The sequence below is a fragment of the Vibrio sp. 2130-1 genome, assembly GCF_033339515.1.
On the sequence record NZ_JAWOUT010000002.1, the window covers coordinates 336,646 to 356,303 of the forward strand.

Consider the following 19,658-nt stretch of genomic DNA (forward strand, 5'->3'; position numbering starts at 1 on the left):
GTATATAAAAAGGCTCCACGCAGAACGTAGAGCCTTCAATTCATCATCTTTTTATTCGGTGAAATGCCAGTTATGCTTAATTATTGAACACTGGGTAACAAGCTCTCTGGCATGAGCGTGTTGTGGATAGCCAGCTTAAGCAGAGTGTTTGCCTGTTCAATGTCTGGAGCAAAGTAGCGATCTTTATCGTAGAACGATACTTTTTCACGCAACATTTGTTTCGCAATCTCAATACGCTCAGAGGACTTGTTTGGCGCTCTAAAGTCTAGGCCTTGTGCTGCTGAGAGGTACTCGACAGCCAGAATACCGCGAGTGTTTTCGCCCATTTCTTTCAATCTGCGAGCCGCGAATGTTGCCATTGACACGTGATCTTCTTGGTTTGCAGATGTTGGCAAGCTGTCTACTGACGCTGGGTGAGCGAGCGTTTTGTTTTCACTTGCTAACGCAGCAGAGGTCACCTGAGCGATCATGAAACCAGAGTTCACACCACCATTGTCGACTAAGAACGGTGGCAGTTTTGATAGCGCGCTATCGATAAGTAATGCCATACGACGTTCAGACAAGCTGCCGATCTCGGCAATCGCAAGTGCTAGGTTGTCGGCTGCCATTGCAACAGGCTCCGCGTGGAAGTTACCGCCAGAGATGATGTCACCATCTTCAGCAAACACCAACGGATTATCTGATACGGAGTTCGCTTCTACTTGTAATACTTCCGCCGCATTGCGGATTTGCTGTAAACACGCACCCATCACTTGAGGCTGACAGCGCAAAGAATACGGGTCTTGTACTTTTTCACAGTTAGTGTGCGAATCACCTATTTCACTCGATGTGTCTAACAAATGACGGTATGCGAGTGCTGCGTCCATTTGGCTGCGATGACCACGTACACGGTGAATGCGCGGATCGAATGGACGTCGGCTGCCGAGAGCGGCTTCAACAGACATTGCACCACAAACGGTTGCTGACGCGAAAAGGTCTTCCGCGATAAACAGGCCTTCCAATGCGAACGCTGTGGATGCCTGAGTCCCATTTAGTAGCGCTAAGCCTTCTTTTGGCGCCAGAGTGATAGGCTCTAGACCTGCGATTTTTAATGCTTCTTGCCCGGAAATGATTTTACCGTTGTGGCGAGCTTGTCCTTCTCCCAGTAATACAGTGCTCATATGGGCTAGAGGAGCTAAGTCACCTGATGCGCCAACAGAGCCCTTTTTAGGTACGCAAGGGTAAACTTGTGCGTTGACTAGGTCGGTCAGCATATTAATGACTTTTAGGCGAATCCCAGAAAAGCCACGAGACAGACTATTGATTTTTAATACCATCATCAGACGAACCGTTTCATCTGACATAAACTCACCGATACCTGCCGCATGAGAAAGAACGATACTGCGTTGCAGTGTTTCTAAATCTTCTGGTGCTATTCGTGTGTTAGCCAATAGCCCAAAACCAGTGTTAATTCCGTAAACCGTTCTATCTTCCGCGATGACTCGGTCTACGACCTGTGTGCTTTCTTCAATGGCCGGAATGGCTTCAGGATCCAAAGTAAGGTTGACTGGTGAACGGCTCACTTGGCGTAGTTCGTTTAAGCTAATATGACCTGGCTTTAGCGTTAAATTTAACATCTCTTTCATCCTTACTTGAGCTTCTTCAGTTCTTCGTTGAGCATTGGCAAATCTAGCCCTTGCTCTGCTGCACATTGTTTAGCGATATCGTATCCCGCATCAGCATGACGCATCACGCCTGTTGCTGGGTCGTTATGCAGCACGCGGGCAATACGTTGTGAGGCATCTTCACTGCCGTCACAGCAGATAACCATACCTGAGTGTTGCGAGAAGCCCATACCTACGCCACCACCGTGGTGTAGTGAAACCCAAGTTGCGCCGCCCGCCGTGTTGAGTAGCGCGTTTAATAATGGCCAGTCTGATACGGCGTCAGAACCGTCCATCATACCTTCGGTTTCACGGTTCGGGCTTGCTACAGAGCCAGAATCTAAGTGATCTCGACCAATGACAACGGGCGCTTTAAGTTCGCCATTTTTCACCATTTCGTTGAATGCTTGACCAAGACGCTCACGATCTTTAAGACCAACCCAGCAAATACGCGCAGGTAAACCTTGGAACTGGATGCGTTCGCGAGCCATATCTAGCCAGTTATGTAAGTGCGGATTATCTGGAATTAGCTCTTTTACTTTTTGGTCGGTTTTATAAATGTCCTCAGGATCGCCAGAGAGAGCAGCCCAACGGAAAGGACCGATACCTTCACAGAATAGAGGACGAATGTAGGCTGGAACGAAGCCAGGAAAATCGAATGCGTTTTCTACGCCTTCTTCCAAGGCCATCTGGCGGATGTTGTTACCGTAGTCGAGTGTTGCGGCGCCGCGATTTTGCAGCTCTAACATCGCTTGAACTTGCACAGCCATGGATTTTTTCGCTGCTTTTACGACCATTGCTTCATCTTGCAAACGCATTTCTGCTGCGTGAGACATGCTCCAGCCTTGTGGTAAATAGCCATTGAGCGGGTCGTGTGCAGACGTTTGGTCTGTTACGACATCAGGCGTGATATTACGTTCTACCAGCTCAGAGAAAACGTCTGCTGCATTACCTAGTAGACCAACCGATACTGGTGTGTCTGACTCTTTAATGATAGCTAGCGCTTCATCTAAAGAAGTCGCTTTCTTATCGACATAGCCTGTACGTAGGCGGTAATCGATACGTGATTCATCACACTCTACTGCAATCATGGAGAAGCCCGCCATTGTACCAGCGAGAGGTTGAGCACCACCCATGCCACCAAGACCACCTGTTAGAATCCAACGGCCCTTTGCTTCACCGTCAAAGTGTTTTTTTGCAACAGATACGAACGTTTCGTATGTGCCTTGTACGATACCTTGCGAGCCAATGTATATCCAGCTGCCAGCGGTCATTTGGCCGTACATCATCAAGCCTTGTTTATCGAGCTCGTTGAAGTGTTCCCAGTTTGCCCAATGCGGAACAAGGTTTGAGTTTGCGATAAGCACGCGTGGGGCATTTTTATGAGTAGGGAAAACACCAACAGGCTTGCCTGATTGAACTAAAAGCGTTTGGTCATCTTCGAGTCTTTCAAGTACTTCAACAATCTTGTCGTAACATTCCCAGTTTCGCGCTGCTCGGCCAATGCCGCCATATACAACCAGTGAATGTGGATGTTCTGCAACATCAGGATCAAGGTTGTTCATCAGCATACGAAGAGGGGCTTCGGTTAGCCAAGATTTTGCGCGCAGTTTATCTCCGTGAGGTGCACGAATTGTTCTGCTTGTATCAAGTCGTGGATCTTGTCCCTGGCGCTGTGTCATTTCAGACTCCTTTAGTTTCTCGTGATGACCAAGTACTTGCTTGGTCGTAATAATCAGTGGCATCTGGGATGCATTATGGTTTGTGCTGTTTTTCCGCCATTGCGTTGGCGATATCCCAACACAAACGGGCAGCTAATCGTGCAGTTTGACTATCGACGTCATAATTTGGGTTGTATTCGGCGATATCAGCCAGCATTAGCTTATTTTTGTAATGAAGAATTCGCTCTAAAAAGGGTGCAATAGTGTCGTAACTCACTCCCCGAGCTGCTGGTGCGCTGACTCCAGGTGCGGTTGCGGCAGGAAATACATCTAGATCAATGGTCAAATAGAGGTAGTCACAGTCGTCAATAAAATGCTGAAGCTGAGTTAAGTGATAACTGTGGTTTAAGTAGCAGAGCTGATTGTCCTCTACATACCAAACATTTAACGCATCTGCTTTTTCAAATAGCGCTTTAGTGTTGCTACTACGGCTTACACCAATACAAGCGTAATGAAAGTCCCAATCGTTACGTTGACAAAAATGATGAATTTGGTTGAAGGGTGTACCAGAGCTCGGTCTTATGTCGGTGAGGTTGCTCTCAAATGCGCGCAAATCGAAATGCGCATCGAAATTAATAATGCCGATTTTAGGCTTCTTCTCTGGATGGTGCGCTTTAAAATATTCCGCTAAGCCGGAAAACGAGGCCCACGCAATCTCATGCCCACCACCCAGCACGATGACTGGCGTATGGGGCAGTGCGCTTGAAATGGTTGCTGCACATAGAGCTTGGCTCTCTTCCAGTAAGTCGTCTTCACACACCACAGTACCTAAGTCATATAGTGGGGCGTCTTGGTGCCATGCTAAATTAGCGAGTGCTCGTCGGATTAAGTCTGGCGCTTTTTTCGCGCCAATGCGTCCTTTGTTTCTCGCAACGCCAGCGTCGGTAGCAAAACCGAGTAATGAGACGCCATGCGCAACGGCACTCAACTCATCTGCTTTTTGACGTTGAACAACGTGATGAATTCGCTGACCAAGCTTGCCGTCCTCGGCATCATGACGGCCTTGCCAATGAAATAGGGGAGAGTGTAGGTCGAATTGAGACATATTATTGGCCTCCGTGTGAAATGTATTCACCATTTACTATACGACCTACCAGACGTTTTGCTCCGACTTGATAGCTTAAATCCGCAGGGCTTTCGATATCCCAGATAGAGAAGTCCGCATCAAACCCTACTTTGATTTCGCCACGTGAGTTTTGATAACCCAGAGCTTTGGCTGCATGTTGCGTTACACCACGCAGTGCTTCTTGCGGTGTAAGGCGAAATAGTGTGCACGCCATATTCAGCATGAGTGTGAGATCAGAAAATGGTGATGTACCTGGGTTGACGTCCGTAGCAATTGCCATCGGCACGTTATGCTCTCTCAACAACTCAATCGGTGGTAACTGAGTTTCTCTTAGAAAATAAAAAGCGCCAGGCAATAGAGTGGCGACGGTGTTTGATCGAGCAAGTGCTTTAACACCTTGCTCATCTAAAAACTCGATGTGATCCGCTGACAGACCGTTGTATTGCGCAGTGAGGGCTGTACCACCGAGATTAGAAAGTTGCTCAGTATGCCCTTTAACCTTTAAGCCGTGGCGTTTTGCAGCTACAAACACTTTTTCTGTTTGTTCAAGATTGAAACCAATCGATTCACAAAAAACATCGACACTCGTAGCTAATTCTTCCTTTGCGACAACAGGGATTATGTCCTGACAAATGTGCTCAATATAATCATCTGCACGACCTTGGAACTCTGGCGGAATGGCGTGAGCGGCGAGAAGTGTAGTCGTGATTTTAACTTTGCGCTCTTGCTCTAGCATTTTGGCGGCACGGAGCATTTTTATTTCATCATTCAGTGTCAATCCATAGCCAGATTTCACCTCGACAGAAGTGACGCCACTCGCGAGTAACCCATCTAAACGTGGTAACGCTAACTCAACTAGTTGTGCTTCGGTTGCAGAGCGTGTCGCATGTACCGTTGAGAGAATCCCGCCGCCTTGTTTGGAAATTTCTTGATATGGCACGCCGTTTAAGCGCATTTCAAATTCGTTGGCACGATTGCCCGCGTAAATAAGATGAGTGTGACAGTCGATCAGGCCCGGCAGAACTAACTGGCCTTGAAGATCGATACTCTGAGGGTAATGTTGGGCAGACAACAGAGACTCGGTTTGCGGTGCGTCTTCACCAATGGCACAGGTACTGATCGCAACGATTTTTCCAGATTGAATACCAATGCGCGCTGGAGGCGTTGGAAGGTATCCGCACTCTCCCGATTGCATGGTAACTAGACGTGCGTTTTCAATCAGCAAATCCATGTTTGTGTCCCTGTGTTTATTTGTATCATTAAATGTATATACAAATAAATAGAGCAAAATAAGAACACTGACAAGATTGATGTTGCTAAAATGTGATCAAAACGTAGATCTAGAGGATAAATCTTGTCCTTAAATGAGCACTTTTGAGCTCAGCTTATATTTGTTACCAGGGTGATAAAGTAGGGCGGTACTGACTAACTTATCTTGGCTCCACGTTCTGCGATTCAAGAGAAGGCAAGGTTCATTGGCTTGCATTTTTAAGTCTTGCTTAATACGGCTTTCAGGCACAATTGCCTCTACAGTATGTTCTATCGCGCTGAGTGGGCAATTATCTGACAGGTATTGATTTGGAGTGATTTGTGTGAAGTCTTGATTTAAATAACTCGGGGCATATTGGCTATTCACCCAGCGGAGCTCCAATTGAATCGGCGTTTGGTCTTCATAGTGAATAATTTCACTGTAAAACACTGTCGTGCCTAGCATAACGCCGAGTTTTGTCGCAATGTTGTCATCTGCTTTTATGGCAATCTGTTTGAGCACTTTACTGCCATACTTTCGCCCTCTATCGCTGACTTCTTCGGCAATGTTTCGAATGTCTAGCAGGGGAGATTCTGACTTTTCACCAGGATCACACACGAACGTGCCTAAGCGTGGGCGACGTTGTAATCGGCCCTCATTTACTAAATCCCGAATTGCTTTGTTCACTGTCATTCTACTGACACCAAATTGCTCGGTAAGCTCAATCTCGGTGGCGATGCGATGACCAACTACCCACTCTCCAGCATCAATTTTATCCAGGATAAATTGTTTAATTTGAATGTAGAGTGGTGCAGACATAATGATCTCCCTTTATTTGACTATACAAATACTGCTTAATTTAGGTACAAATTGCAAACATTTCTCGACGAATGTACCGCTTAGTGACCGAGCAATCCTATTGCAGAGCTGAATGACTCTTGCTGCTGAGTATTATTTGGATTGATGATTGAATTCAAACATTTTCTTGTGGTCTATTGCTTGCACAGCAGAAAACAATTGTGTAAACAAACGATTATTAGAAGAAAAATCGCTAAAAAAGGAAAAGTATGTTTAAAAAATTGAAAGCATCACTGGGGATCGGCTCTGCAAAAGTAGATACCATTTTGGACGAAATGAGCGTGTTTCAAGGAGCGACGCTGAAAGGGCATGTTCATATCAAAGGCGGAGACGTCGAACAACAAATTGATGCTATTACGATTAAATTGAACACGGAAATGAAAGTCGAAGTGGATGATAGCGTAAGTTACCAAACCTTCACTATTGATCAATTGAAAGCAGTTGACCCTTTTGTGATTCAACCTAATGAAGAAAAGCAGGTTCCGTTTGAGCTAAAACTGCATGATGAAACGCCAATTACTGCGGTTAGCGCACTTAAGAATCAATGTCATGTTTGGGTCGAGACGACGTTAGATATTGATTTTGCGATTGACCCGCGTGACCGTGACTATATTGAAGTGAAACCACTACCAGTAGCATCTCGGGTTATTCAAGCGATTGAGCAAGCTGGCTTCACTATGGTTAAAGCCGATGTTGAAAAAGGCTTTTTGCGCGGTGGCTCGTTTGCCTCTCGCTCTGGTATTTATCAAGAGCTAGAGTTCCTTAACAGCGGCTTTATTTCATCAAAAGAAATTGAGCTCTCTTTTATTCTGGAAGGGCAGGTCATGCATTGTTTGGCAGAGATTGACCGTTCGCTCAGCTTGGCTGGTGACCAATATCGCTCGTTTACGTTACCGATCAATGCAACCGATGCTCAAGTCGCTGCCGCAGTTGCACCAACGCTAAATCTATAGCTCTCATCAACTTGATGAAAATATGTACCGATATCCTATTGTAAAAGCGATATCGGTACTGTTATCCATGTTTCTTGCGTTCTCTACGGCTAAAAACTCAAGCGCTGAATTTTCCATTAGATATCGATAGCCTAATACCAGTTCATTAGAGGCATCAGCAAACTCTGTGGGCCCTTCTGTTGAGCCTTGATACCAATGATATTCCAACATCAGGTGATGGTTATCTTCTAAGGCATAACGGTACCCACCCGCAATGGCAATCGTATTATGTCGATAGGGCAGATCGAGTAAGGCACGGTCATCCGAGCGAAAAGTCATGCCAATCATCGAATAAAATGCATGAGCATCACTTAAGTAGCTGTAGTTTAATTGGAAGCCTTGCTCGAAACTGCTACCTTGAAAAGTGCCGTGAGCCACATCGTTAAAATACAAACTGCCGCCAATCGATAGGCCGTGATGTTCATTTTGGAACACTTGATACTGTAAGTAAGTAGATAGGTTATTGGCCAGTGTTTGTCCTTCGAAATCATCTTCAAGCACATCATATTGCGGCATTGAAATGTAAAAACGATCTCTGTCTACTTTATCCCGCCCATTTTGTCCGATACCGAAAAGTTTATGGAAGCTTTTCGTCAGTCCATCTAAATGGTTGTCAGCGGCAAAGACCCATCGATAGTTGAGCTCCCACTGCCAACGGTTGCTGACTTGCCATTTGCTGCCTAATTCGATTTGATTGTGGTAATAATCCAGTGCGTATTCATCAGTATGAGCCCAAACACTTGCCACGGTTCCCGAACCATAGGCTTCGACAAAACCAGAGGGCAGACTGTGTCCTGAACGTAGTATGTTGGTGTGACTAACCACTTGCATTGGGGATTGTGCGTAAGAACGCAGCGGGCCATATAAGTCATTTGATGCGAAGGCTTGCAAAGAACATATCGAGGTGCTTAGAAGCACCATAAAGCGCGATTTGAAATAGACCATGATGAATACCTACATACAAACTACTCTATAAAACAACTATATACCTAAATCGCACGTTGAGCTCTCGCCAAGCGTGTTAGGCTTTGTATCGGTTCAAACGTAATAGGCGATATTGTAATTTGTTGTGTAAGTTCATTGAGGGGCAATTCCGTTTACAAGTTATGCGGTCTCTTAAAAAGCATGATCAGATTGTCGTGATGGGTCTGCGGTTAAGTTCTTATGACAAAACAAAATCGCGCTTTGCATTCTAAATGTGAGCTAGGTACAATCCCATTTTCGATAACGGTCCGGTATTCGTGTTACCGAGAGGCCTTTATTGACTCTCAACTATTTTCAACAAATAGCTTCTAATTTGAATAACATGTGTTGCTTGGTGTGCAACACCACTGTAAAGGACATAGCATGCCTATTATTACTCTTCCTGACGGCAGTCAGCGTCAATTTGACAACCCAGTTTCTACTATGGAAGTTGCGCAATCGATCGGTCCTGGTCTTGCAAAAGCAACTATCGCTGGTCGTGTAAACGGTAACCGCGTTGATGCGTGTGATCTAATTGAAGAAGACGCAAGCCTTGAAATCATCACAGTTAAAGATGAAGTAGACGGTCTAGAAATCGTTCGTCACTCTTGTGCTCACCTTCTTGGTCACGCTCTTAAGCAGCTTTACCCTCAAGCTAAAATGGCGATCGGTCCAACCATCGACAATGGCTTCTACTACGATATCGACTTAGACGAATCTCTAACGCAAGAAGATCTTGAAAAGATTGAAAAGCGTATGAAAGAGCTAGCGAAAACCAAGTACGAAGTGGTTAAGAAAAAAGTAAGCTGGCAGGAAGCGCGTGATACGTTTGAATCACGTGGCGAACCATACAAAGTGGAAATCCTAGACGAAAACGTATCTCGTGATGACCGTCCAGGCCTTTACCACCATGAAGAATACATCGACATGTGTCGTGGTCCTCACGTTCCTAACATGAGCTTCTGTCAACACTTCACTTTGCTGAATGTTGCAGGTGCTTACTGGCGTGGTAACAGCGACAACAAAATGCTTCAACGTATCTACGGTACGGCTTTCCACGACAAGAAAGCACTGAAAGCGCACCTAACTCGCCTAGAAGAAGCGGCGAAGCGTGATCACCGTAAGATTGGTAAGCAACTAGACCTATTCCACATGCAGCAAGAAGCACCGGGTATGGTGTTCTGGCATCACAATGGTTGGTCTATCTTCCGTGATCTAGAAGTATTCATCCGCGCTAAGCTAGATGAGTACGGTTACCAAGAAGTGAAAGGTCCACTTATGATGGACCGTGTTCTTTGGGAACGCTCAGGTCACTGGGATAAATACGCTGATGCAATGTTCACAACTTCTTCTGAGAACCGTGAATACGCAATTAAGCCAATGAACTGTCCAGGTCACGTACAGATCTTCAACCAAGGTCTAAAATCGTACCGCGACCTACCGCTACGTATGGCTGAGTTTGGCTCATGTCACCGTAACGAACCATCTGGTGCACTACACGGTATTATGCGTGTACGTGGCTTTACTCAGGATGACGCTCACATTTTCTGTACTGAGAGCCAAATCCAAGAAGAAGTAACAAACTGTATCAAGATGGTGTACGATACGTACCAAACATTTGGTTTCGACAACATCGTAGTGAAACTGTCTACTCGTCCAGAGAAACGTGTAGGTTCAGATGAAATCTGGGATCAATCTGAAGAAGCATTGAAGCAGTCTCTTGAATCGATGGATATCCCATACGAAATTCAAGAAGGCGAGGGTGCGTTCTACGGTCCTAAGATTGAATTCACACTATACGATTGTCTAGACCGTGCGTGGCAGTGTGGTACTGTCCAGCTAGACTTCAACCTACCAGGTCGCTTAGGTGCAACTTATGTAGGTGAAAACAATGAACGTCTTGTACCGGTAATGATTCACCGTGCGATTCTAGGTTCACTAGAGCGCTTCATCGGTATCCTTATCGAAGAATATGCTGGTTTCTTCCCAACTTGGTTGGCGCCAGAACAAGCAGTTCTTATGAACATTACTGATAAACAGTCAGGTTATGTTCAAGAAATAGTACAAAAACTACAAAAAAGTGGAATTAGAGCTAAAGCGGACTTGAGAAATGAGAAGATTGGCTTTAAAATCCGCGAACATACTTTGAAGCGTGTACCGTATATGCTTGTTGTTGGTGACCAAGAAATGGAAGCTGGCGAAATTGCAGTGCGTACTCGTAAAGGTAAAGATCTTGGTAAATTTAAAGTGGATGATTTTATTGCATACATCCAAGACGAGATCTCTAGCCGTAAGCTCAATCTGGAGGAATAAGCTATTAAAGGCGGAAGACGTGGCCAACAGCCGGTAAAACAAAACCCGCACCGTATCAACGGTGAAATTCGTGGTATTCGTGAAGTTCGACTAACAGGCGCTGACGGTGAATCAGTTGGTGTTGTATCGATTCAAGAAGCCATTGCAGCTGCTGAAGAAGCTGGTATGGATCTCGTTGAGATCAGTCCTAACGCCGAGCCACCTGTTTGTCGTGTGATGGACTATGGTAAGTTCCTCTTCGAGAAGAGCAAAACTGCTAAAGAGCAGAAGAAGAAGCAAAAGCAGGTCCAGATCAAGGAAGTAAAATTCCGTCCTGGAACTGATATTGGAGACTATCAGGTAAAACTACGCAACCTGACGCGTTTCCTTGAAGAAGGCAACAAAGTGAAAGTAACAATTCGCTTCCGTGGCCGAGAGATGGCACACCAAGACATCGGTGTTGACGTTCTAAATCGTCTTAAGGAAGATACTGCAGAAATTGCTGTAGTTGAATCTTTCCCTAAGAAGATTGAAGGTCGCCAGATGATCATGGTGCTAGCCCCTAAAAAGAAGTAATTAACGGCTCATCAAGTAATTAAAACCTAGCCGCTTTCCTTTATATAAAGGTATATGGCTGGGTTTTGTTCGCCCTAATTACGTTGTTTATTAAACCTACTCAATGCGGAGTTATTCATCATGCCTAAGATGAAAACCAACAAAGGTGCTGCTAAGCGTTTTAAGAAAACTGCTGGTGGTATTAAGTACAAGCACGCTACAAAACGTCACATCCTGACTAAGCGTACTACTAAGAACAAGCGTCAACTACGTCCAAATGCAATCCTTCCAAAATGTGAAGTGGCTGCAGTAATCCGTATGTTGCCATACGCTTAATTCTTTTTAGTTATCAATCGTTTAGTTTAGGAGAAGCATAATGCCTCGCGTAAAACGTGGTGTACAAGCTCGTGCACGTCATAAGAAAGTTCTAAAACAAGCTAAAGGTTACTACGGTGCGCGTTCACGTGTTTACCGCGTAGCTTTCCAAGCAGTTACTAAAGCTGGTCAATACGCTTACCGTGACCGTCGCGCTAAGAAACGTCAATTCCGTCAACTATGGATTGCACGTATCAATGCGGCATCTCGTCAAAATGGTCTATCTTACAGCCGTTTCATCAACGGTCTTAAGAAAGCATCTATCGAGATCGACCGTAAGATCCTTGCGGACATCGCAGTATTCGACAAAGCTGCATTTGCAGTTCTAGTTGAAAAAGCGAAAGCTGCTCTTTAATTAGCAGTTTAGGATTAAGAGAAGGAGAGCATTAGCTCTCCTTTTTTATTGCTAAAATTTATACCCAAATGACTTTTAGCTTGGCTATTTAGAGTATTGTTTATCAGTCTTCTCAATTTATTGGTTAGCATCTTATGTTAGTTATAAGGTAGCTTGGGTATAAATTTTTACGTTTATAAGGGATTAAAAATGATCTACACAACGACCGAAAGCATTCCTGGCAAGCAGATCTCTGAAATCAGAGGGGTTGTAACTGGTAATGTTGTTCAATCAAAGCATATTGGCCGTGACCTCATGGCGGGTATCAAGAGCATTGTTGGCGGCGAAATTCGTGGTTACACGGAAATGATGACCGACGCGCGTGATATTGCTATACAGCGCATGGTGGCGGACGCTGAATCTAAAGGTGCCGATGCAATTGTAGGGATTCGATTTACCACAAGCTCAATCGTAGATGGTTCTTCGGAAATTTTGGCATTTGGTACTGCAGTGAAACTAGCGGACTAGTCTACTTGAATAGCATTGCAAAAATGCTAATAGAGAGCGGTGAATTATTATGCATTTACCGTTCTGTTCCTTTTAGGTTAATTATTCTAGATTTTTGCAGAGCGAATAGATTTATATTCTCAACTTTACGTTACTATTAAAATTAATCATGATAATTTAGAGTGATTGCTTTACTTTTATTTTGCATATTATTTTATACCTATAATGAAATTGAATTCATATTGAATTTTTCATTTGTTGTGTGAATTCTCCTTTCAGTATATTAATTCATGTTTTTCTTATAAAAATATGAACTTATACCTTGCCAAGCGGTTCTAAATTGTTACAAATACTATACAGCTGTAACATTGCCAAAAGGAATTGTAGATGAGAGATCTGACTCCCGAATACTTGCTAGCCGCATTACGCCAAGCGATTAAAACAAAAGGGCTAACATATCGAGAGCTATCTGAGAAAATGGGTATGCCACTATCTACCTTTAAGAGACATCTTACAAGCACGAATCTCGCTTTAGATAAGTTGCTGGAATATTGTAGAGCGGTTGATTGCACGTTAGATGAACTACAAAAGCTCGCAAATCAATTGCAAGGTGAAGACGAGGATTACTTTAGTCGTACGCAGGATGAGGTATTCTTTCAATTCCCTCACCTTTACGACTTTTATCGTGAATTGAGAATGCTACGAGGTAAAGATGGTTATTCTATTTTAAAGAAAAAGTATGACTTGTCTGAGCAGAGCATGTCTGATTACTTAAAAGCATTAGAGTTGTTGGATCTCGTTTACGTTGATGAAGATAAAAATATAACGCTGCACGGGCCTTTATATTATAGCTATGCAGAGAACTCCAAGCTCAACGACAAATATACCGAAATCATAAAAGAGCAGACGACTACCCACGATAAGTGTGTTCGCGTTGCTTTGGCGCGTATGAAAATTACTGAAGAACAGCTTTTGTTACTGGAAGATCAAGTTGCAAAGACCGTCATTGATTTTCATTCCAAAAATGTTGTAGCAGAGAACTTTAATGTCTCTGATTTTACTAATATTGTTCTACTTGCTGGGCCACATCAGCCAGTCACATTCTCTGACGGCATTATTGAGACAGAGGGGCGATTTATTGATGATATTCGTTATGCCATCGCAGCTGCAGGTGATAAGCCAAGCCTATCTATATAGATTTTGAGCCTTTTTTGAAGAGAGTTTCTGAAAGGGCGTTGCAAAAGAAAAAGCCTAAGACAGCAAATACTTTGTAAGTAGGGCATTCAGCGGTGTTTGCTCTTAATTCAGACTTAAAGTGTGTTGGGCTTATTTCGAATAATACCTGTTCAGCATCTACTTTCGTTATTTTTAACATGCTGATTTCCTTCGTTGTTCCTCCCAAAGCCTCTCTCGCTTCCTCTACAAAGAAACCATTCTCGTTGAACCAAGCATCCTGTAGCTACTTGGGTATGCATAATTGGTAGCTATTTATCTTCTAATTATAAATTCATACTTGAAATGTTTGTTTTTTGATCTATTATGACGAAGTGTCATTTATGACGGTTCGTCAACTTTAGTTGCGTTCCTGTATTAAAGAATCGTGTTACAATTATTGGGAGTGTGTTGGTATACGGATCAAAGGATTATGTTTAACTTTCGCTGTAAAAAATATAGCAAGCAAGACGGATGTCGTGTGTCTTCAGGGCTAACAAAAAAGCAACAGGCGATTGCTGATCGTGAGATAGAGCTTATTCAATTGGCTAAGTCTTTAGTTCAAGAGCAAGGCTTTGCCAACTTAACGATGGACAAGCTTACAGCGTCAAGCCCTTATTCTAAAGGGACGATCTACAATCATTTTTGCAGCAAAGAAGATGTGATTCTTGCGCTTTGTATTCATTCGCTGAAAAGCGAAGCAATATTTTTCGAACGTACCGCCAAATTTAATGGCAATACCAGAGAAAAAATCATTGCGATGCATGTAGGTTATCGTATTTACGCTCGTATGGAGCCAGTACTATCAACTTGTGCGATTGTTGCAAAGACGCCTTGGGTTCTAGAGAAGGCTTCGCCTAAACGTGTGAATGAACTGAATAACTTGGAAGAACAAGTAATAGATGGTGCTGATGCGCTGGTGAACAATGCGGTAGAATGTGGTGATCTTAAGTTTTCTCCCGCAATTGGTTCTGATGCTATTGTATTCGCCAACTGGTCTATTGCATTCGGTTCAAACGCTTTGGCGCAAAATGCATCGAACAGTCGATGTATTCAGCGAATTCAAGACCCATTCTCAGTACTGCACAACGCGAATATGTTACTTGATGGTTTAGGTTGGTCGCCTTTATCTACAGAATGGGACTACCGTAAAACCTGGCGTCGAGTGGAGCAGGAGTTATTTAGTGAAGAGCTTGCTTATTTAGAGTCAGTGAATCGCTAATAAACTGGAAAGGCCAATCTGACGTTATGGTTGGCTTTTTTATCGCACTATTGTGACGAATCGTCATTAAATCTCGAAGGTTGGCGTTCAGCCAATGATCACGAGAAGCATAGGAAGTTACTAAAAACTGACTTATGTAGCCAAATTCATTCGATCTAAAGTTTGCATGTCGAGTTTGTCTGGTTATTTACAGCATTTGCTGTTTTTTTAGTTTTTAAATTTGACGAAACGTCACAAAAGGAGAGTGTGATGCCACATCACAACGTTCAACAATACGCCCGTTCAGGGTGGGGTAAGCTACCAACGAATTACAGTGTATTGGTGATGCTTGCTACCGTTTTATTGATTGTCATAGCAACCATTGGAGGAAAAAATCTTTACTTTAGAGGAGATTACGACATCTTCTTTGATGGAACAAATGAGCAGTTACTTGCGTTTGATGAAATTCAAACCACCTTTGCAAATTCTGACAGTCTTGCTTTGGTTATAGCGCCAAAGAGCGGCACTGTTTTTACTCCTAGCACATTATCTCTTATTCAGCAGATCACTGACGAGGCGTGGCAAGTTCCATACTCCACCCGCGTTGATTCCCTCGCCAACTACCAGCATACCGAAGCGTTTGAAGATGATCTTCTTGTCGAAGACTTACTGTATAGCGAATATGAATTGACACCTCAACGAATAGAGAAAGTCAAAAGTATTGCGTTGAGTGAGCCGGTTTTGAAAAGTTCACTGATTTCTGAAAAAGGAGATGTCACGGTCGTAAACATTACGGTCCAACTCCCTGAAATAGATAAAACTGCTGAAGTACAAGAGGTGGTTGCTTACATAAACGGAATGATTGAGCGTTATCAGCAAGTGTACCCAGACACCGAATTCCACAAGGCTGGTATTATTGCAATGAACTACGCGTTTATGACCGCAGCCCAAGATGATAGCGCAACATTAGTGCCTACTATGTTACTAGTGATATTGGTGTTTCTGACCATCATGTTGCGCTCATTGCTTAGCGTCATCGCGACGCTCATCGTTATTATCGGCTCGGTTATGGTTACAATGGGCTTGTCAGGATGGGCTGGTATGTTCTTAAGCACGGCGACTGTTAATGTGCCTACCTTGGTGATGACGCTTGCCGTCGCAGACTGTGTACACATCATCGCGACAATGCGTCAGTCTATGCAAAACGGCTTTAGTAAAGCCCACTCTATTGAGCGAAGTATTGCGCTCAATTTCATGCCTATCTTGATTACCTCCATTACCACCGCGATCGGCTTTTTAATGATGAATATGTCGGATTCTCCAATCCTGAGAGATTTCGGCAACCTATCAGCCCTTGGCGTCATGGTTGCTTGTTTCCTTTCCATCACGTTACTTCCCGCCTTGCTTAATATCCTTCCGGTTACGGTGAAGTCGGATACTTCTGATGAAAGAAAGCACTTTATGGATCATTTAGGAGATTTCGTGGTGTCAAAGCGACATGCGTTATTGCCGTTGTCGGTGCTTGTTATTGTCGCGAGTGCGAGCTTGATTCCGCTGAACAAAGTCAATGATGAATCCGTCGAGTACTTTGGCCATAGCAATGAATTTCGCCGAGCGGCTGATTTTATGGAAGAGCGAATCAGTGGCATGGCGAACATCAGTATCGCGATAAAAACCAACGAATCGCAGGGCATTGCCGATCCTAATTTTCTCAATTCCGTGGGTAAATTTACTGACTGGCTAAGGTTGCAGCCAGAAACGGACCATGTTGCGACCTTGAGCGATGTTTATAAGCGCCTAAACAAGAACATGCATGGAGATGATCAGGCTTATTACTCGCTCCCTCAAGACAGAGAATTAGCGGCTCAATATCTGCTGCTTTATGAAATGTCACTACCGTATGGTTTAGATTTGAACAACCAAATCAATGTAGATAAGTCGTCGATCAAGATGGTTCTCACCGTGGAGAACTTGGGCAGCGTCGAGCTTGTTGATTTGGAAAATCGCATTTACCAATGGTTTAACGAAAACGCGCCTCAATATGATGTTGTTGCTTCTAGTCCTTCATTGATGTTTGCGCATATTGGTGAAACGAATATGGCCAGCATGCTGTCAACCTTGCCCATTACTCTTGTCTTAATCTCTGCATTACTGATCTTTGCCTTGCGTTCGTTCAAGCTTGGCTTAATTAGTCTTGTCCCGAATATTGCTCCTGCGCTTATTGGTTTTGGTATTTGGGCGCTGGTTTCTGGCGAGATTAACTTGGGATTGTCTGTCGTTGTGACATTAACGCTTGGTGTTGTTGTCGATGACGCCGTTCACTTTCTTTCTAAATATCAACACGCTCGTAAAGATGGCCACAGTGCGGAGCAAGCGGTTCGCTACGCCTTTCGCACCGTGGGGCGCGCGCTTTGGATTACGACGGTCGTGCTTGTTGCTGGTTTCTCTGTTCTGGCGATGTCGAGCTTCCGTTTAAATGCCGATATGGGACAGCTGAGTGCCATTGTCATCTTTATTGCCCTTGTTGTGGATTTCATCTTCCTACCGACTCTACTGATGTTGTTTGACAAAGGTGTTTACGACGAGGTGGAGCGCCGAAATAAGCTTAAATCAACTGACTCTCAAACCAAGACTGTTACTCAGTCATAACGAATTAAAGGATTGAACATGAATTTAGTAAAAAATGCCTTAAAAGTATCAGTACTTTCTGTCTCGCTTATTATGAGTCATGCGGTGTTGGCGGATGAAGCCAAAGGACTAGAAATTGCCCAAGAGCGCAAAGCCCGTGATGAAGGGTGGGGGGATTCTGTTGCTACGATGCAAATGATTCTGCGAAACGCGCAAGGAGAAAGCAGCACACGTTTAATGCGCTTACAATCACTCGAAGTTGATGGCGATGGTGACAAAGGGCTCACGATATTTGATGAACCGAGAGATGTAAAAGGCACGGCGTTTCTTAACCATTCTCATACGGTGGGTGCCGATGACCAATGGCTTTACCTTCCTGCACTGAAACGTGTGAAACGTATTTCCTCGCGTAACAAATCAGGTCCTTTTATGGGCAGTGAATTCGCGTATGAGGATCTCAGTTCCTTTGAGATTGAAAAATACCGTTTCAACTACCTAAAAGATGACAGCATAAACGGGCAAGATGTTTTCGTCGTAGAGCAAATTCCGACCGATAAGAACTCAGGTTATACCAAGCAAACGGTATGGTTAGATAAAGCGCATTATCGTCCACTTAAAGTTGAGTTTTACGACCGCAAAGGCTCTTTGTTAAAAACGCTTTCTTTTTCCGATTACAAGCAATATCTCAACCAATATTGGCGAGCGCACACTATGGCGATGACAAACCATCAAACAGGAAAAAGTACTGAGCTAACGACTAGCGAAATGCGTTTTAACACTGGATTACAAGACAATGACTTTCATAAGAATGTGTTGAAGCGAGTGAGGTAGTGGAGGAAAAATGAAGCGATTAAATGCTGGGTTGTTGCTTAGTGCAGCAGCCTTTTTTTACTCGATGCCTCTGACTGCCGTCGAGCTCGCAGGACAAGTCAATATTGAGCATCGTCAGTTTTTTAAAACGGGCTCTCAGGGTCAGAGCAAAGCGCAAACGTCATTGGTTTTGCAGCCAGAATTTTACTGGGAGATGCAAAATGGTGATGCAAACTTTACTTTCACACCTTTCTATCGTCTGGATGGTCTAGACGATGAGCGAAGTCATGGTGACATACGAGAGGCACTTTATCTGACTTATTGGGATGATTATGAGCTTCGAGTTGGGATTAGTAAGGTCTTTTGGGGAGTGACTGAATCAGCCCATTTAGTTGATGTAGTAAACCAAACAGATGCCATTGAAGCCGTCGATGGTGAAGATAAACTCGGTCAGCCGATGTTACATTTTACCTCTTTCAAAGACTGGGGCACCGTCCACGCAATGTTGTTACCTTACTTTAGGGAACGAACGTTTGCGGGTACAGATGGCCGCTTGCGAACCGACCCCGTTGTCTCTGATGATGCTATCTATGAATCAAGCAGAGAAGAGAAGCACGTAGATGTGGCTTTTCGATATTCGAAAATGCTTGGCGATTGGGACGTAGGCCTGAGCTATTTATATGGGACAAACCGGGATCCTTACTTTCGTTTTGAGTACGGAGAATTAAAGCCTTACTACGCTCTGATGAGTCATGTCGGTCTGGATGTGCAAGGAATCGTTGGCGATTGGTTATGGAAACTGGAAAGTATTTATCGAGATAGTGCTGATAATCATGTCGGTCTTGTGACGGGCTTTGAGTATACCTTCGTCGGTGCATTTGACACGGTTTGGGATGTGGGGGTTATTGGTGAGTACCTCTATGACAGTCGTGGGAACAACGCACAAACTATCGGTCAAAATGATGTGTTTGCAGGTATTCGTTGGGCGCTCAATGATGAGGACGGAACGGAAGTATTGACGGGAATTACGAAGGATTTAGATAACGATGATGTTTACAATGCTAAGTTAGAAGCATCGAGCCGAATATCGAATCACGTTAAGTGGCAAATTGATGCTTGGTTGTTTAAAAATGAAACACCAAATGATTTGCTCTACTTCGCTAGAGATGACGATTTTATCGAGCTATCTATTCAATACTATTTCTAAAACAAAAGGGCACAACTAAACGGCAGATTAACTAAAGATGACATT

General features: G+C 43.9%; 18 protein-coding genes. 11 read left to right on the forward strand and 7 right to left on the reverse strand.

The features are described from left to right. Nucleotides 1-80: 80 nt before the first annotated feature. From hutH to hutC, 5 genes are all read right to left on the reverse strand, one after another. Nucleotides 81-1,616: a histidine ammonia-lyase gene (gene hutH, locus R7Q09_RS04070; RefSeq protein ID WP_017821814.1), complete on the reverse strand. Its 1,536-nt coding sequence runs from the start codon at nucleotides 1,614-1,616 to the stop codon at nucleotides 81-83. Nucleotides 1,617-1,627: 11 nt separating this feature from the next. After that, entirely contained in the window at nucleotides 1,628-3,325 is a 1,698-nt protein-coding gene (gene hutU, locus R7Q09_RS04075; RefSeq protein WP_054578031.1) for a urocanate hydratase, read from the reverse strand. A gap of 73 nt (nucleotides 3,326-3,398) precedes the next feature. Next, a complete protein-coding gene (gene hutG, locus R7Q09_RS04080; protein ID WP_047100717.1) occupies nucleotides 3,399-4,409 on the reverse strand; it encodes a formimidoylglutamase in 1,011 nt (336 codons plus the stop codon). Between the two features lies 1 nt (nucleotide 4,410). Beyond that, entirely contained in the window at nucleotides 4,411-5,661 is a 1,251-nt protein-coding gene (hutI, locus tag R7Q09_RS04085; RefSeq protein ID WP_017634852.1) for an imidazolonepropionase, read from the reverse strand. Between the two features lie 129 nt (nucleotides 5,662-5,790). Next, the gene (gene hutC / locus R7Q09_RS04090) at nucleotides 5,791-6,498 is read right to left on the reverse strand and encodes a histidine utilization repressor (protein ID WP_005385493.1); all 708 of its coding nucleotides are present in this window, start codon (nucleotides 6,496-6,498) and stop codon (nucleotides 5,791-5,793) included. A gap of 248 nt (nucleotides 6,499-6,746) precedes the next feature. Between hutC and R7Q09_RS04095 the strand changes: the two genes are divergently transcribed. Then, nucleotides 6,747-7,490, forward strand: coding sequence for a sporulation protein (locus R7Q09_RS04095; RefSeq protein ID WP_064376414.1), 744 nt, complete (start codon nucleotides 6,747-6,749; stop codon nucleotides 7,488-7,490). Nucleotides 7,491-7,496: 6 nt separating this feature from the next. Here the strand turns inward: R7Q09_RS04095 and R7Q09_RS04100 are convergent, their stop codons facing one another. Further along, entirely contained in the window at nucleotides 7,497-8,474 is a 978-nt protein-coding gene (locus R7Q09_RS04100) for a DUF3187 family protein (protein ID WP_005377942.1), read from the reverse strand. Between the two features lie 402 nt (nucleotides 8,475-8,876). On the opposite strand from R7Q09_RS04100, the gene thrS reads away from it, so the two are divergent. The 6 genes from thrS (at nucleotide 8,877) to R7Q09_RS04130 (ending at nucleotide 13,752) form a co-directional block, all read left to right on the forward strand. Then, nucleotides 8,877-10,805, forward strand: a complete 1,929-nt coding sequence (gene thrS / locus R7Q09_RS04105; RefSeq protein WP_005395892.1) for a threonine--tRNA ligase — start codon at nucleotides 8,877-8,879, stop codon at nucleotides 10,803-10,805. 3 nt (nucleotides 10,806-10,808) lie between these two features. Further along, on the forward strand, nucleotides 10,809-11,360 hold the full coding sequence (infC, locus tag R7Q09_RS04110; RefSeq protein WP_080276913.1) for a translation initiation factor IF-3: 552 nt from the start codon (nucleotides 10,809-10,811) through the stop codon (nucleotides 11,358-11,360). A gap of 120 nt (nucleotides 11,361-11,480) precedes the next feature. Continuing rightward, nucleotides 11,481-11,675, forward strand: coding sequence for a 50S ribosomal protein L35 (rpmI, locus tag R7Q09_RS04115; RefSeq protein WP_005377932.1), 195 nt, complete (start codon nucleotides 11,481-11,483; stop codon nucleotides 11,673-11,675). Nucleotides 11,676-11,715: 40 nt separating this feature from the next. Next, nucleotides 11,716-12,069, forward strand: coding sequence for a 50S ribosomal protein L20 (gene rplT / locus R7Q09_RS04120; RefSeq protein ID WP_004727974.1), 354 nt, complete (start codon nucleotides 11,716-11,718; stop codon nucleotides 12,067-12,069). Between the two features lie 189 nt (nucleotides 12,070-12,258). Next, nucleotides 12,259-12,576: a heavy metal-binding domain-containing protein gene (locus tag R7Q09_RS04125; RefSeq protein WP_005377919.1), complete on the forward strand. Its 318-nt coding sequence runs from the start codon at nucleotides 12,259-12,261 to the stop codon at nucleotides 12,574-12,576. 366 nt (nucleotides 12,577-12,942) lie between these two features. Then, entirely contained in the window at nucleotides 12,943-13,752 is an 810-nt protein-coding gene (locus tag R7Q09_RS04130) for a helix-turn-helix domain-containing protein (RefSeq protein ID WP_005385480.1), read from the forward strand. Here the strand turns inward: R7Q09_RS04130 and R7Q09_RS04135 are convergent. Beyond that, nucleotides 13,745-13,930, reverse strand: coding sequence for a hypothetical protein (locus R7Q09_RS04135; RefSeq protein ID WP_031780965.1), 186 nt, complete (start codon nucleotides 13,928-13,930; stop codon nucleotides 13,745-13,747). The genes R7Q09_RS04130 and R7Q09_RS04135 overlap by 8 nt on opposite strands. A 270-nt stretch (nucleotides 13,931-14,200) precedes the next feature. Between R7Q09_RS04135 and R7Q09_RS04140 the strand changes: the two genes are divergently transcribed. From R7Q09_RS04140 to R7Q09_RS04155, 4 genes are all read left to right on the forward strand, one after another. After that, a complete protein-coding gene (locus R7Q09_RS04140) occupies nucleotides 14,201-14,989 on the forward strand; it encodes a TetR/AcrR family transcriptional regulator (protein WP_005377913.1) in 789 nt (262 codons plus the stop codon). 249 nt (nucleotides 14,990-15,238) lie between these two features. After that, nucleotides 15,239-17,617: an efflux RND transporter permease subunit gene (locus R7Q09_RS04145; protein WP_318070533.1), complete on the forward strand. Its 2,379-nt coding sequence runs from the start codon at nucleotides 15,239-15,241 to the stop codon at nucleotides 17,615-17,617. Nucleotides 17,618-17,635: 18 nt separating this feature from the next. Continuing rightward, entirely contained in the window at nucleotides 17,636-18,427 is a 792-nt protein-coding gene (locus R7Q09_RS04150) for an outer membrane lipoprotein-sorting protein (protein ID WP_025766823.1), read from the forward strand. Between the two features lie 10 nt (nucleotides 18,428-18,437). Then, nucleotides 18,438-19,613 (forward strand): hypothetical protein, encoded by a 1,176-nt coding sequence (locus R7Q09_RS04155; RefSeq protein WP_017634846.1) that lies wholly within the window; start codon nucleotides 18,438-18,440, stop codon nucleotides 19,611-19,613. Nucleotides 19,614-19,658: the final 45 nt, after the last annotated feature.